The organism is Flavitalea antarctica (assembly GCF_054461535.1).
The window spans coordinates 14047-29099 of the sequence record NZ_JBTLQG010000017.1; the positions used below are offsets into that span (position 1 = coordinate 14047).

Consider the following 15053-nt stretch of genomic DNA (forward strand, 5'->3'; position numbering starts at 1 on the left):
TATTGAAGTATTAACTAAGACTTGTATACACTTTAATATATTGTTTCACGCTGCTTTCCCAGCTGAAATCCAGCTGCATGATCTGGCTCCTGATATTACTCATTTTTTTCCGGTCCCTGAAAAGCTCAACGGCGCGAAAAACGCCGTGTGAAATATCTCCAACACTTGCGTAATCATAACATATACCATAACCACCGGGATCTCCGAAATCGATTACGGTATCCCTCAGTCCCCCTGTACGTCTTACCATCGGGACCGTCCCGTACCGCATCGCGTACATCTGGTTCAAACCGCAGGGTTCAACTCTTGAAGGCATCAGCAGGAAATCAGCACCTGCATACATGATGTGACTGAGTGTTTCGTTATACCCGATAAAAATATTAAAATCATATTGTGAGATCGGCAACAGGTCCTGCAAGCCTCTCTCAACATGCGGTTCTCCGCTCCCCAGTATCAGGAAATTCATCTTCCTGCCGATAAAATAAAAAGTATCACTGATCACCTGTGGAAGAAGATCAGCACCTTTTTCGCCAACGAGCCTGCCGATAAAAACGATTAATGGCTTATCAAAATCCAGGTTGAATCGTTCGCAAAGCTGCATTTTGTTTTTTGCTTTACCGGCTTCCACCTGGTTTTGCGCATACTGGTAACTGATATATGTATCGGTTGACGGATCCCATACATCTGCATCGATCCCATTTAATATACCGCTGCATTTACCCTTCTCATATTCGAATAATGCTTCAAGGCCATTACTCATGTATTTCAGTTCTTCGAGATAATTAGGACTTACAGTAGTTACCTTATCTGCGCACTTGATACCGCTGGCCAGCGGGTTGATGGTATTTCTCCAGTCCAGCATACCCCAGTGCCACATATCCCACTCCGGGATCAGGTTACTTCTCTCCCATCCCATCCATCCCTGGTATTCCGCATTGTGAATCGTCAATATGGAAGATATGGATCTGATTTTTGAAAAGCGGTAGCAGTATTTCATCATAAAAGGTATCAGGGCAGTATGATGATCGTGACAGTGAATTACATCAGGCGCATGCTGCCATGCATTGACCCAATCCAGCACACTGATCTGGAAGGCAGTAAAGCGTTCAGTATCGTCATCATACCCATACACTTTTTCACGGTCAAGAAGACCATTGATATCAAGCAGGTAAAGATCGAAACCGAGTTTGTTTGTTCTCTCCTTTATTATAGTATACTCAAACCACCAGTTGCCGAGGTTGGTACCACCTTTATGTACAACATCCCATTCATTGGCATAGAGAAACTTTGTGCGATACATCGGCATGACTACTTTAGCCAGGTGGCCCATCTGGTTAAGATACTTTGGAAGTGCACCAACTACATCACCCAATCCACCTGCTTTGGCCACCGGATAACATTCTGCCGAAACGTGAAGTATTTCCATGCTAAGTAAACTAGTGAATTTAAGTGAATAAGGAATTCAATTTAGGAAGGTTTTGTAAATGAAGCATCAAGCAATGAAAAAATTTTTCAGGCGGGAAAAACTTGCTACTTTCAGCACTTAATTTCAAACCAGGAGTATTGCTTATGAATCAGGTTAAACAACCAACAATTGAACGAACTGCGGATTTACGTACCAACCCCGGCAAACAACCGACAAACACCGGTGCCCTGGCAACGTTAGTAATAGTCTTTTTCTTCTGGGGCTTTATAGCAGCATCAAACAGTATCCTGATTCCATTTTGTAAAGCGCATTTCCAGTTAACACAGTTTGAATCGCAACTGATCGGCTCAGCTTTTTATGGAGCGTATTTCATTGGCTCATTGATATTGTTCATCGCATCTAATACCACCGGGCATGATATATTAAACCGGATGGGTTATAAAAAAGGCATCATTTATGGCTTACTTATCTCAATAGTCGGCGCACTGCTGATTATACCTTCCGCAAATGCCAATTCATTTCCGGCGATACTTGCTTCATTGTTTGTAGTGGCACTTGGCTTTTCATTACAACAAACAGCAGCACAGCCCTTTGCCATTGCGCTCGGAGATCCTGCAACTGGATCTCACAGACTCAACCTTGCCGGAGGCATAAACTCATTTGGTACAACGCTGGGACCAATTATTATCAACATCTTTTTGTTTGGCTCAGTGGGCAGTGAAGTAAAAGAAGTGACTATAACCAATATCAACACGCTTTATCTCATTGTGGCCGGTGTGTTTCTCGCCGTGGCAATATTTTTTGCTATCTCCAAACTACCCGCCGGTAAAAACGATGATAAGTTTGAAAAGGCAAATAAAGCTGCAGGTTCCCTGATGATCATGACTGCCAGCATAGTGGTGCTGATCCTTATCGGGCAGTTAACCGAGGTTCCGAAACTGACCCTGTTGATAATTACTATCGCGGCTGTTATTGCGATTCTGTTTGTCTCCAACGCACAGGCTACCAAAAGTCCTGCAGGATGGGGTGCCATGAGGTATCAACAGTTGATCTATGGCATGATAGGAATATTCATCTACGTTGGTGTTGAAGTAACAATAGATAACAATTTCGGGGCACTGTTGCTGAGCCCGGGTTACTTAACTGAAGCCGGTTTGCAGGAAAGTACGATTTCAAAATATATTTCGCTGTACTGGGGTAGCTTAATGATCGGAAGGTGGACCGGGGCTATTTCTGTGTTTAATTTGTCGCTGTTTTATAAGAGGATAGCGATGGTGGTTGTACCTTTCATCGCTTTTGGGGTGATCCTTTTTGCCAATCAGCTAAATGGCAAGGACGTTTCAGATCTCTATGGGTTTGCAATCTGGGTTGTCATTGCCATCATAGCATTTTTCTACGGACAGGAAAAGCCTGTAAAGACACTGGTTACGGTCTCAGTGCTGGCAACGATTGCTATGCTGATAGGAATCTTTACAACGGGCATTATGTCCGTATATGCATTCATGGCCGGTGGTCTGTGTTGTTCTGTAATGTGGCCATGTATATTTTCACTTGGTGTCGGGGGACTTGGAAAGTATACCAGCCAGGGATCAGCTTTCCTGATCATGATGATACTTGGTGGTGCGGTTATACCACCATTCCAGGGTTCACTTGGCGACATCCCATCAATCGGGTTCCATAATTCGTATATAGTCGCAGCCGTTTGTTTTGCGCTGCTGGCTTTTATCGCCTTTAAGCTTAAATCTGTTCTAAAGAGCCAGGGACTGGACTTTGACCAACAAATCGGGGGAGGACATTAAGTATCAGATAGTCTGTCTTAGCGGCTGTGGCCACTTATACCATCTGTTGCCGGTCCGGATACTGATCTGCGCTTCGCATATTGATTGACATTAGAAAATGTAAATTGTACTTTTGCTCATATGGAAAAAACGACTTCGTCACTGGATGCTTTGGTTATAGGTATAGACATTGGAGGTACCGGTACTAAATTTGGTATCGTTGACCGAAATGGAAATGTGCTTTTTTCAAGTGAAATTTCCACCAGGGCGCACGCCGACGTTGACAGTTTCATTGATGATTTGCATGAAAGCCTCTACCCGCTGATCGTGAAGGCGGGCGGCCAGGGAAGAATAAAAGGGATCGGTGTCGGAGCTCCCAACGGAAACTTTTACACCGGAACAATAGAATATGCTCCCAACCTGCCATGGAAAGGAATTATTCCACTGGCAAAACTGATCCAGGACAAATTTCAGCTTCCGGTTTCACTGACCAATGATGCCAATGCTGCAGCGATCGGTGAAATGATGTATGGCGCCGCACAGGGTATGAAGGATTTCATTATGATTACCCTGGGTACCGGTGTTGGTAGCGGCATCGTTGCAAACGGTCACCTGATTTATGGGCATGATGGATTCGCAGGTGAACTGGGTCATACTATTATTATCCCGGACGGTCGTTTGCACCAGGGAACAGGCAAACGCGGATCATTGGAAAGCTATGCGTCTGCTACAGGCGTTATGCTTACCGCGATCGAAATGCTTGAAAACAGCAAAGAGCCGAGCCTCCTTCGTTCGGTTCCAAAAGCACAGCTTGATTCCAAAGCGGTTTATGATGCAGCAATCCAGGGAGATAAGCTTGCGAAAGATATATTTGAATATACCGGCAAGATCCTTGGTCTCGCCCTGGCCAACTTCATTATGTTCTCCAGCCCGCAGGCAATTATATTATTTGGGGGATTGACAAAGGCGGGTGATTATATCTTAAAGCCGACCCGTGAGGCAATGGAAGCCAACCTGATCCAGGTGTTTCAAAATAAGGTGCGGATACTGGTGAGCCATTTGAAGGAATCCGATGCTGCAATACTGGGTGCAAGCGCGCTGGCCTGGGACCTCAAATAGGGAGTTGCAACTTAAAAATCATCCACCTCGGGTAGAGATTGCAATCCAGGGTATGACCTCAATCTGAAACCGGATTAGTAGTCTGAAACAAGCACTTGTGCCTGGCCTAAAGATCTCTATAAAGCCAGGAATCGGACCTATCCAGCCCGAACCTGGCAATTAACTTTTATTAATTAAGAACACGCCCGGAACCTGGCAATTAACTTTTCTTAATTAAGAACACGCCGGGAACCTGACAATTAACTTTTCTTAATTAAAAACACGCCTGGAACCTGACAATTAACTTTTCTTAATTAAAAACACGCCTGGAACCGGGCGCTCATTGCCCTTGTCCGATGGCTTAATAGTTTTCATACCGTTTACCAGCATAGAACTGCTTCCGCCTCCGTCAAGGTTCAAAGCTTCCACACAACCAAGGCTAAGCAATATCTCTGCTTCTTCCTGTAGCGTTACTCCCTCCGCTTCACCTGGAAACCTTCCCTGGATAACGAGGATAATTAATTTATTGTTCCTGGTGTAGCCCATTGCGGTGCGTGGATGCCTGTCCTTTTCGCCGTTAACAAACATCTGTTCCTCTTTATTGGTGATCCTGATTTTCTTTTTATGAACAAGCACCGGTCCTCCGCCGATTGCCGTTTCCATCTTCCACTTTTTCCATTTATCAAAAGTCTTCAGGTCCGCAAAAGCGGGGTCGGGATTTGTGCCCGCCGCGATCAGCGGATCACGCTCAAATGCATAAGGATAAACAGCTGCAGTGTCCGTAAACAACCAGGCAACATCAGCTTTTCGTTTTTTTGAAATGCCAATTGCACCTCTTGTAGGATAGTAAAAGGAATCTGTCACTTTGCTTTTTAATGCGGGCACATTATAAGCAACCAGTCGTCCGTCTTTGATCAGTGCATTGAGATTCTGGTTAGTGGTGAAGGAAAAAAAAGTACCATTAACCACCACCAAAGGCGAATCGACCCTGAGATAATATTGCGCGGGAGTGTAACGTTGACCCTCACCCGATTCGGTGGTAAAGGAGATGGCCTTATCCATCAGGTCAGCAGCAACATAATAACCGATAAACGGTCGCCCGTTAAATGAGTCTGTGCTTTTATAAACCTGAATGGATTCAGGCAGGGAACCGAAATCAGCACTTACATCTTTCCATTTAACCTGTCCATTAACAGAAAATCCTGCTGCAAGCAGCAGGACACCCAGTATTTTAATTGACCTCAAACGAAATACGTTTTATTGATAACTTAAGATTTTGCTTTCCTCCCATTGTTTTCTTCCAAAACCTGGAATTACATGCCTTTCGCTATGGTAGGATGAACGTACCAATGGACCACTTTCAACATAATCAAGACCGAACTGGTACCCTATCTCCTTATATTCATTGAATTCATCAGGGTGAACAAACCGATGTACATGCAGATGCTTTTTAGAAGGCTGAAGATACTGGCCGATGGTAACTACGTCAACACCGGTATCGCTCAGATCACGCAAGGTTTGTATCACTTCTTCTTTCGTTTCGCCAAGACCGAGCATTATCCCGCTTTTGGTCCGCATGCCGCCTTGCTTAAGCACCCTGAGCACTTCCATGCTTCTCCGGTACTTAGCCTGGATCCTCACCTGCCTGGTCAATCGCTCAACTGTTTCTATATTATGTGATACCACTTCAGGAGCAGCATCAATGATGCGTTGAATATTTTCAGTTTGTCCTTTGAAATCCGGTATCAGGGTTTCAAGCGTTGTATCCGGGTTAAGCGCCTTCACTGCCCGGATGGTATTATACCAGATGATACTGCCACCATCTTTTATTTCATCCCTGTCAACAGAGGTGAGAACAGCATGTTTTACTTTCATGAGATTAATAGCCTCGGCGACACGCTGTGGTTCATCCCAGTCTACCGGCGCGGGCCGGCCTGTGGCAACCGCGCAAAATCCGCAACTGCGGGTGCACACATTACCAAGTATCATGAAAGTGGCCGTTCCTTCTCCCCAGCACTCTCCCATATTGGGACAATTACCACTTTCACAGATTGTATGAAGTTTATGCGTATCTACCAGCCCACGGACATGTTTATAACTTTCGCCGATCGGAAGTTTAACCCGAAGCCAGTCTGGTTTTTTAACACGTGTTTCCTGGGTAATATTGCTAACTATAGGGAGTTCATCCATCTTTTTTCTATTTTCAGACCTGTTCGAAGCGAGCGCTGTATAACAACATCCGCTATTTAAAAATGTTTGAACCGATCCGTCTGCAAAAATACGTCACTTTCGCCTGCCAAGTAACAGGGTTACGTAAGCACTGAAGAAAAATTGTTTTTGCTCATTGTACGCCATTTGCGGCACCTTTCTTCCATAATATTCGGTCTGAAGTCCCACTTCGATAGCAGTAACACCATCATTTAAGCGACCATAGTCGAACCGCATACCTGCTTTAGCCTGTGCGCCAAGTTTGATCTGCGATTCATTCCACCCAACACCAAAGCCAGCTGCCTTGATCTCAAAATAGTTACTATCAATGATGAGCGGGTAAGTGCGTCGTAAAGTCTGATTGGATGGGTTCTGGACATCTACAAAATAAGGCTTCGAAACACCCAGGATCAGGCCGCCACCATACACCGCACTCACTGCAACACCATTCCTGTTACCTTTTCCACCAAGTATCCGTTGCTGAGCTACTCCAAATTTAAACTGGTAAAAATTTGCGAGTTTTCCATATACAACAGAATTGACCTGGAATGCATTTGCCGAAGCCGCCTGTTTCTTTTCTTTTTGATGTTTCTTTTCGCTGATCTCAAATTGAAGAAGGAAGGCTTTGCGTGGGGTGATGAACCTGCCTGATTCATAGGTCACTCCATACCCATCGGTGGCAAGTTTAATTCCAAAAATGCTGTGTTTATTAAAAATCAATTCACCTTCTTCTTCCTGTCGAAGCAGCTGATTGATCCGTTCTTTTTTTGCATTCTTTTTCTGAGCCTTTTTTGATTGCTTTGGTGGTGCGGGAACGGTTTGTGCCAGGGTTGTTGCTACAATAAGACAAGCGATAAATAACGAAACAATTTTCTTCACCGGTAATGATTTGATTTATCTAACGTAAATTTAGGCTAAAAACTGATATGACCTCTACAGTTGTATACGAAGGAAATCTTAGGACAGTTTGTACTCATTTAAAGTCGGGATCAGTGATAGAGACGGATGCTCCACCGGATAATCAGGGAAAAGGCGAACGTTTTTCACCCTCTGATCTGGTGGCCACTGCGCTTGGAAGCTGCATGCTTACTATAATGGGAATAAAGGCAAGGGATATGAACGTTGATCTCAGCGATGTAAAAATAGATGTAGAGAAAATCATGAAGGCTGATCCACGGAGAATTGGTGGAATAAATTTAACATTTCATTTCCCGCCATCGCTGGAACTCGATGAAAAACAAAAAACAATCCTGGAAAGAGCAGCACACAGCTGCCCTGTTATTTACAGTATAAATCCTGATATAGAGATAAAAGCAGATTTCAACTGGACCGCCAGTCCTGTAGATGTTAGCCCGGGCCTTTGATCAGAACGCCTTCGGGTCTTTTTAATATTGAATTGCCTACAGCACATTCAAGGCACCGCTTTTCATCGCAGTATTTTGTTTTCAGCTCGTATAAAGCCTGGCTGTCAAAAGCATTCTGGCACCTGATGCCGAATGAGTAAAACCTGGTGGTAATTCGGTTTTTTTCTGCATTCATAATATCAAGCCAGTGTAATACCTTGTCCTTGATGGCAGGATCCTGGTGGTAATGACCGTATGCAAAAACAATCGGCACAACTGTGTTGATGATAATGTTATCAATCATTTGCTGACCAAGTTTTTTTGGTTGATAAGTGGTTGTCTCTTCAAACCGGAAGTGATAATGCCAATAGTCGTTTGCTGTTATACTGAACATCTTCCGGAGTTCGGACAAATGCTCAACTGTCAATACTCTTGAAAACAGGTGTTCGGATTGAAACAATAACATGGCGAGTTGCGCCAGCCGGATAGACGGGAAATTAACCGGTCTCATTCTCAGAAAGTGAACGGGTGCGAAAACCGGCTTTAATGCATATTTCTTTTTCAGGAATTGATACTCTTTTTTGAGCATGGCCGGATATGCTTCAGTAAACCGTGCATTCAACAAACCTGCCTGCCCGAATAAAAGGGATTCGATCTGGTGGATTTGATTTTTGTGTTTGCCAATGATATTAACCGGTAGTGATTGAGCTACCATTTCAAAGACATCCCGGTTGACCGTTATGCCGAAGTTCCTCGCAAGCAACCACCAGAAAACTTCTTCCCAATGATTTTTATTTGAACCGAGATAGTCATAGATCGATATGGTTTTCTTTTCAAGCCGTTCTATCAATAACCTCTCCTTCCATTTGGTCCAGACAAGGTCAGGTACTGATACTAACTGCGAGCTACAGGGGATGAAAGAAGGACTCTTCATCCATTCTTCGTACTGTTGCAATAAAAACTTGGAAACTCTTGGTGCAAGCGAAACTATGGCCGGTTCGTAGTTCGTGAGCGACAGATCGTTTTCCCAGACAACATGCAACACGACGCTTACATAATTTGGGTCCTCCTGGTGTTTGTGTTTTTGCCAGTCGGAGGCCATCACATGCAGCTCAACATTGCCTGCCCAGACCCGGTCACCTATCCTGATCCTGGCCTCCCTGAAGTCCGGCCCCTGGTCTGTATTATAGATTCCCGGTGTCAGGATCACCAGTTGCTCAGGCATCTCTCCATCTGTAACCAGGTCATTTTTATTAAAGTACTGGTGTTTCCAGATATACTGCAGAAGCTTTTCCGTCATACCCTCAATTTCGCAATCAAATTAAGCGCATGACAGCAGCGGACCATGAGCATTTTCTTAAATACCAGGAGCTTTTAACGCTTGTAAAACCCGGCTCACCGGCAGACCCATCACGTTATAAAAGTCGCCATTTATACTTTTAATACCAGTTACGCCTATCCATTCCTGGATGCCGTAAGCACCTGCCTTATCATAAGGTGCATATTTATTGATATAGAACCAGATCTCATCGTGGGTCAATGAGTGAAATTCTACGGAAGTGGTATCAGCAAACATCACTTCTTCTTTACCCATGATACAAACACCGGTTATTACCTGGTGCACACGGCCTGAAAGCCGCGAGAGAATCTCAAACGCCTCCTGCGCAGATGCGGGTTTTCCAATAATTTCTCCGTCTAATACCACAACGGTGTCTGCCGCGATAATGATAGCTTCTGCCTGATCGTGCAGCCCGGCCTGAACCGCTATGGCTTTATTCCGGGCAATATGCACTGGAATCTCATCGGTTTTCAGATCATCGGGAAAAGCTTCGCTGGTTGGAACTATGATCACCTCAAAATTCAACTCCGCCCATTCAAGCAGCTGGCGACGTCTTGGCGATTGTGAAGCTAGTATCAGCCGCCTTTGTTGCAAATCACGGTTTGGCATTCCAGGCAGGTTGCGGCTATCCATACTTGTTAGCATCCATTAAAGATAAATCTTGAAAAATACCATCGAAATAATCCCGGTAGCCATCGTTATTTTCACAAGGCTGCTTAGCCGGTGGAAATCGCCCGAAGAATTAGCGGCAAACAGTCGTCTGAATACAATTAACAACGGAATTATGATGAATAAAATGCAGTAAATCATTAAACCATACCAACGGAAAGGAAACACGTAGAGTTGTATGATAAACAAAATGCTGATGAGTACTATGAGCCAGGTGGCAATAAAAACTTTGGAAACGTTTAGTCCCCACACAATGGGCATGGTACGGCAGCCATATTTTGCATCACCTGTCATGTCCTCAATATCCTTTATAACCTCGCGGATGAGAGATATAATAAAAGCAAATCCCCCATATAGTATGGCAAGTTTAAAAATACGCTTCACCACCTGCATTACACCATTGTCTACCGGCAGAAACGGTAGTTGTGGTATTTCAGCAACATACAATACAAGTACCACCCATGATGTAAGAAGCGAGATAATAACATTACCGATCAGCAGGTTTTTCTTAAATGTTGTTGAGTAAAACCAAAGCAGGATCACACACGCGATGTTTGCGAACCCTATGAACAGGTTACCTGCTTTCCATCCGACATAAAAACTTAACACAATGCCGAGGAAAGACAGACCAAGATGCCAGAGGATGGCAAACCTTCGTCCGATGATCTTATCAACAACCAGCTTACCGGGTTTATTGACACGATCTATATTAAGATCAAAATAATCGTTGATCACATAACCGGCGGCTGCAATACAAACTGATGAAAATACAAGTACCAGGAATAAGGAATCTGACAGGCGTGGACTAAGGCCCTGGCTGGCATAGGCAGGTAAAACAATACAGTAACGGAAAAGAAACTGGGTAAGAACGATAAACGCGAGGTTCAGCGATCGCACCAGTCTGAAAAAAGCGAGTATTAACTTCATTGCCGTCCGAAGATAATTATTAAAGTCGCATTACCTGCTTGCAATGTCTTCTATATGTTCCCAGTGACTGTTCTGTTTTAGTACCTTTTCGATTACGTCCCGTACGCAGGTATCGCCTCCCTTGAAAGGTGAAATATAGCCGGCCACTGCCTTCGCTTCAGGCACTGCATCAGAAGGACAACAGGCAATACCTGCATATTGCATGGCTTCGATATCTGGCATATCATCTCCCATAAAAAGAACCTGTGAACGATCATATCCATTAACGTTCATATATTCAACCAGGTACTTCAGTTTATCAGTGACCTTCATATGCACATCATTGATCCCGAGCTTCCGCATCCTGACCTCTACTGCCGGTGCGTCACTGCCGGAAATTACCATGATAGCATAACCTCTTTTTTTGGCGAGCTGCAATGCGTAGCCATCCTTCACATTCATCTTTCGCGCATAATCACCGTCCCCGGCAATCATTATGGTACCATCTGTTAACACGCCGTCAACGTCGAAAACAAAAAGCCTGATATTTTTAAAAAGATCCAGGAGGAACATGATAAACCGGTTTAAACAGAAGAGATAGAAAAGTACACGACCAAATGACCCCTGCCAGGCAATAAAACACATTGACAGGCCAGCCGTGAATGAACATTGGATGCCCCGATCTTCGCGAGCTGATGAAGTTCACGTTTCGATTTATATTCAACAAATCCATCTCCCTGGCTAAGCAAAATATGGCAGGTTCCGCAACTGCACATTCCACCGCATTCATGCGCAATGCCAATTGCATGATCCATGGCTACTTCCAGCAGGCTCTGACCCGGTTTTACCTTATGCAAGATCACCGGAAGGTCGGTTGAATTGTGTCGCTGAAAAGTAATTGAATACATTGTTTACCGGGCAAACATAATGAAAATCAGGTGGAGGGGATATCCTGATGCAAAAAAAGCTGCCCGGTTAACCCGGACAGCCTTCTATATTATCTGATTATAATTATTTCTTGGAATTATACACGATGTTTTTTTGAACGATCATGTCACTTACAATGTTGACCGTTTCGTTAAGATAAACATCATTGGTGCGAAGATTTTTGATCCAGTTCTTAAACCTGTCTGATTTTGCAACATCGTATTCAAGCCTTTTGGAATCTTCGGCAAGTGCCTGCACGTCCAGTTCCTGGGTCAGTTTATTCAAACTGTCAATCTGTTTTGTTGCTGCTCTTACCTGGTTTTGCTCTGCTTTATGTTTTTTCAGGTTAAGTGTGACCAGGTTATCATTCTGTTTAACCAGCCACTCTCCTTTGGTTGATACAACATTGAAAAAATCATTGCTTTTGGTTCTTTCAAGACTTGCCTGCTTGATGGGTTTAAGATCCAGTCCGTATTTCCAACGGCTATAATCTGCCTTCTTTATCTCATCCCATGGCAATGCATCGGGATTGTCCTTTTCACGCGCTTTGTAGTACTCTGTGATATCGGGGAGTACAATATCGGAAGCAACACCGCGAAGCTGGGTAGAGCCCCCATTTATCCGATAAAATTTTTGCAGGGTCAGCTTGACAGTTCCCAGGTCACTGTTGGAATTAACCATACCAAGCATTTTATCCAGCCCGATATTACGTTGAACAGTTCCTTTGCCATAGGTAGAAGTGCTGCCGATGATCACGCCCCTGTCATAATCCTGAATTGCTGCTGCAAATATTTCCGAAGCAGAAGCACTGAACTCATTTACCATAACTGCCAAAGGACCATCATACAGCACACTCTTGTCCCGGTCATAATAAATCTGTGGTTTACCGTCACGGTCTTTAACCTGAACGATGGGACCACCTTCAATGAACAGGCCAACCATCTGAACAACGTCGTATAATGATCCACCACCATTGCTGCGGAGATCGAGGATGATGCCATCAACTTTCTGCTCTTTCAGTTTTATGATTTCCTTTCTGACATCTTCCGAACACCGTGGTCCCTTGGGATCATCAAAATCTGCATAAAACTCAGGAAGATAAATGAACCCGATCTTTCCTTTGGGTCCGTTAACTATAGCACTCCGTGCGAAGGTTTCATCCTGCACAATCTCATCACGGATCAGTGAAACAACCTTTATGGCTCCATCAGCCTTCTTCAAAGTCAACTTCACTTCGGTACCCTTCTTACCCCTGATTACTTTGATAGCATCTTCAACAGCAAAACCTGTGAGATCAAGCGGCTCTTCTTTACCCTGTCCTACCTTCATGATCAGATCACCTACTGCGATCTTTCCCGACTTCCAGGCCGGGCTTCCGGTAAGTAATGTGCCTATTTTGATATTACCATCTTCTTCCCTGATCAGTGAGGCGCCGATTCCGAAGAACTTACCACTCATCTGCTCGTCAAAGTATCTTTTCTCCACTGGCGGAAAAAAGGTACTGTGGGGATCCATGGTTTCTGTGATGGTATTTACAAAATCATTGAAACGGTCATCGTCAGATACTTTTAACTTCAAACGCTCATAAGTCCGGTTCATGATTGCAAGTACCTTAGCTCTTGCATCTTTTTCAAGTTCGGCATCAGACTTTACTACAAAATCTTTTTTGTCTTTGTTTTTTTCGCGTACGTCCTGTGCCTCTGAATACCTGTCAAGCACATAATATTTCAATCTTTTTCTCCAGGCATCTTTTCTTTCAGCCTCGTTCTTCGGAAAATCAATTTTGTCCGAATTCATATTGAACGTTTCATCCGAGTTAAACTCGAATGGCTTCGCGAGTAATTCTTTATATATCGCCTCGGTTTCTGCCAGCCTCTTTTTGTAGATCTCCGAAACAGCGGGAACAAACTGCACCGCACCGCCCAGGATTTCATCATCAAGTTTTGTCTCAAACTTTTTCAGCTGACTAATGTCAGCCTGGATCAGGATGTTTTTCTGAGCATCCACTTTCTCTTTGAGATATTTATTGAAGATTTCTTTCGAAAAGTCATCATTGATCTTTTTGGGACTATAATGAATCTCTGAAATCATGTCACCGACATTATGAAGAATCTTTTCATATTTAGTGGGGGGAGCGCCGCTGCCGATTCCAAAACTCCTGAATGCAAGTATCATCCCTGCACCTACCAGTAAGATTACAACGGGTAAATTTTTCTTTTTAAACATAATGGCTAACGCATTTTTCATTGATTCCAAAAATAACGATAAAAAAGATTTGTTGTTGCTGTTCAGGATCAATATTAACAACAGCTTTGGCCAAATGTTCTCGCCTGTCCGAAACCATTCTCAGAGCGGGTTTTCCGTCCCGGAAATTCATCGCCGCTGATCAGCAACCACTCAATATGCAAAGAAAAACGCGGATTATCCAATATCCTTGATGGCCGGTAAAAACTGGTATAAAAAAGAAAAAGCCGGCTGTGAAGCCGGCTTATAAATTTCCTTTTTCGGGTGACTGATGGGGCTCGAACCCACGACCCTCAGAACCACAATCTGATGCTCTAACCAACTGAGCTACAACCACCATTTGAATTGCAAAAGTAATAGAATTATGATTTCATTCAAAAAACAGTTGAAAGAATTTTGTTTATGCTTTCTTTGCAGCCGTTTTCAGAGCAAAGTATCTCTGAAAATAAACACTACATCGAACTTAATACAGACAAAAGAGTATAGCAGAATGATGGTTCTAAGGTTATTGTTATTTCCTGTGGCGGGGATGCTGATTGGCTGGCTAACCGGGTGGATTCTTTCCAGGAGAGTGATTCATGTTGCGTTAAACAAAAGAAGAGCGGGACTCACCGAACAGCTTGCCACCTATGTATCCTCCAAAATGATCTCTTCGGACATAATCCTCGAACAGGTTGCAAACCCTGGCCATTTTATGAGGCTTATGCCAGTAATAGAACATCACATAGATGACTTTTTGCGCAACAGGTTGAAGACCGCCATCCCGATGATAGGAATGTTGATAGGCGAACGTACAATAACCCAGCTGAAAACGGTATTTATGCAGGAGCTGGAAGTTATTTTTCCTGAGGTGCTGAATAAGTACGCTACGGACCTGGCCGGCGGCCTGGATTACCGGGCAGAAATAGCACAAAGACTAGCCGCGATCCCCGCGGCAGATCTTGAAGTAATCCTAAAACCCGCGCTGGGAAAACTTTTTACCGTCGTTGGGTTGATGAGTGGGTTTATCACCGGCCTGGCCAATATCCTGATTTATTTTCTCTGCTTCTGAAATATTGCTTCCAACTGTGTCTCTGAAACGATCTTGTCATAGTGTTTCTGAATCAACTCAGTCA

Annotated in this window: 14 protein-coding genes and 1 tRNA gene; 4 read left to right on the plus strand and 11 right to left on the minus strand. The window is 43.9% G+C overall.

Going from position 1 to position 15053, the window contains the following annotated elements; translation table 11 throughout:
- Positions 1 to 10: 10 nt before the first annotated feature.
- Entirely contained in the window at positions 11 to 1426 is a 1416-nt protein-coding gene (locus ACX0G7_RS15650; protein ID WP_458924441.1) for a glycogen synthase, read from the minus strand.
- A gap of 143 nt (positions 1427 to 1569) precedes the next feature.
- On the opposite strand from ACX0G7_RS15650, the gene ACX0G7_RS15655 reads away from it, so the two are divergent.
- Positions 1570 to 3225: an MFS transporter gene (locus ACX0G7_RS15655; protein ID WP_458924442.1), complete on the plus strand. Its 1656-nt coding sequence runs from the start codon at positions 1570 to 1572 to the stop codon at positions 3223 to 3225.
- Between the two features lie 120 nt (positions 3226 to 3345).
- Positions 3346 to 4323 (plus strand): ROK family protein, encoded by a 978-nt coding sequence (locus ACX0G7_RS15660; RefSeq protein ID WP_458924443.1) that lies wholly within the window; start codon positions 3346 to 3348, stop codon positions 4321 to 4323.
- Positions 4324 to 4602: 279 nt separating this feature from the next.
- Here ACX0G7_RS15660 and ACX0G7_RS15665 read toward each other — a convergent pair whose 3' ends face one another.
- The 3 genes from ACX0G7_RS15665 to ACX0G7_RS15675 are packed head-to-tail and all read right to left on the minus strand — an operon-like array spanning position 4603 to position 7389.
- A complete protein-coding gene (locus tag ACX0G7_RS15665; RefSeq protein WP_458924444.1) occupies positions 4603 to 5547 on the minus strand; it encodes a phosphodiester glycosidase family protein in 945 nt (314 codons plus the stop codon).
- 12 nt (positions 5548 to 5559) lie between these two features.
- Positions 5560 to 6582, minus strand: coding sequence for a lipoyl synthase (lipA, locus tag ACX0G7_RS15670; protein WP_458924533.1), 1023 nt, complete (start codon positions 6580 to 6582; stop codon positions 5560 to 5562).
- A 3-nt stretch (positions 6583 to 6585) separates the two neighbouring features.
- Positions 6586 to 7389, minus strand: a complete 804-nt coding sequence (locus ACX0G7_RS15675; protein WP_458924445.1) for a hypothetical protein — start codon at positions 7387 to 7389, stop codon at positions 6586 to 6588.
- Between the two features lie 47 nt (positions 7390 to 7436).
- On the opposite strand from ACX0G7_RS15675, the gene ACX0G7_RS15680 reads away from it, so the two are divergent.
- Positions 7437 to 7874, plus strand: coding sequence for an OsmC family protein (locus ACX0G7_RS15680; protein ID WP_458924446.1), 438 nt, complete (start codon positions 7437 to 7439; stop codon positions 7872 to 7874).
- On the opposite strand, the gene ACX0G7_RS15685 is transcribed toward ACX0G7_RS15680, so the two are convergent.
- From ACX0G7_RS15685 to ACX0G7_RS15715, 7 genes are all read right to left on the minus strand, one after another.
- A complete protein-coding gene (locus ACX0G7_RS15685; RefSeq protein ID WP_458924447.1) occupies positions 7858 to 9153 on the minus strand; it encodes a DUF2851 family protein in 1296 nt (431 codons plus the stop codon). The genes ACX0G7_RS15680 and ACX0G7_RS15685 overlap by 17 nt on opposite strands.
- A 57-nt stretch (positions 9154 to 9210) precedes the next feature.
- The gene (locus ACX0G7_RS15690; protein ID WP_458924448.1) at positions 9211 to 9837 is read right to left on the minus strand and encodes a Maf family nucleotide pyrophosphatase; all 627 of its coding nucleotides are present in this window, start codon (positions 9835 to 9837) and stop codon (positions 9211 to 9213) included.
- Positions 9838 to 9840: 3 nt separating this feature from the next.
- Complete coding sequence (locus ACX0G7_RS15695) at positions 9841 to 10788, minus strand: geranylgeranylglycerol-phosphate geranylgeranyltransferase (RefSeq protein ID WP_458924449.1); 948 nt, start codon at positions 10786 to 10788, stop codon at positions 9841 to 9843.
- Positions 10789 to 10818: 30 nt separating this feature from the next.
- Positions 10819 to 11340, minus strand: coding sequence for a KdsC family phosphatase (locus ACX0G7_RS15700; protein WP_458924450.1), 522 nt, complete (start codon positions 11338 to 11340; stop codon positions 10819 to 10821).
- A gap of 11 nt (positions 11341 to 11351) precedes the next feature.
- On the minus strand, positions 11352 to 11675 hold the full coding sequence (locus ACX0G7_RS15705) for a 2Fe-2S iron-sulfur cluster-binding protein (protein WP_458924451.1): 324 nt from the start codon (positions 11673 to 11675) through the stop codon (positions 11352 to 11354).
- Positions 11676 to 11778: 103 nt separating this feature from the next.
- Positions 11779 to 13920 (minus strand): carboxy terminal-processing peptidase, encoded by a 2142-nt coding sequence (locus tag ACX0G7_RS15710; RefSeq protein ID WP_458924452.1) that lies wholly within the window; start codon positions 13918 to 13920, stop codon positions 11779 to 11781.
- Positions 13921 to 14201: 281 nt separating this feature from the next.
- A tRNA-His gene (locus ACX0G7_RS15715) sits at positions 14202 to 14275 on the minus strand.
- Positions 14276 to 14428: 153 nt separating this feature from the next.
- Between ACX0G7_RS15715 and ACX0G7_RS15720 the strand changes: the two genes are divergently transcribed.
- Positions 14429 to 14989, plus strand: coding sequence for a hypothetical protein (locus ACX0G7_RS15720; protein WP_458924453.1), 561 nt, complete (start codon positions 14429 to 14431; stop codon positions 14987 to 14989).
- Positions 14990 to 15053: the final 64 nt, after the last annotated feature.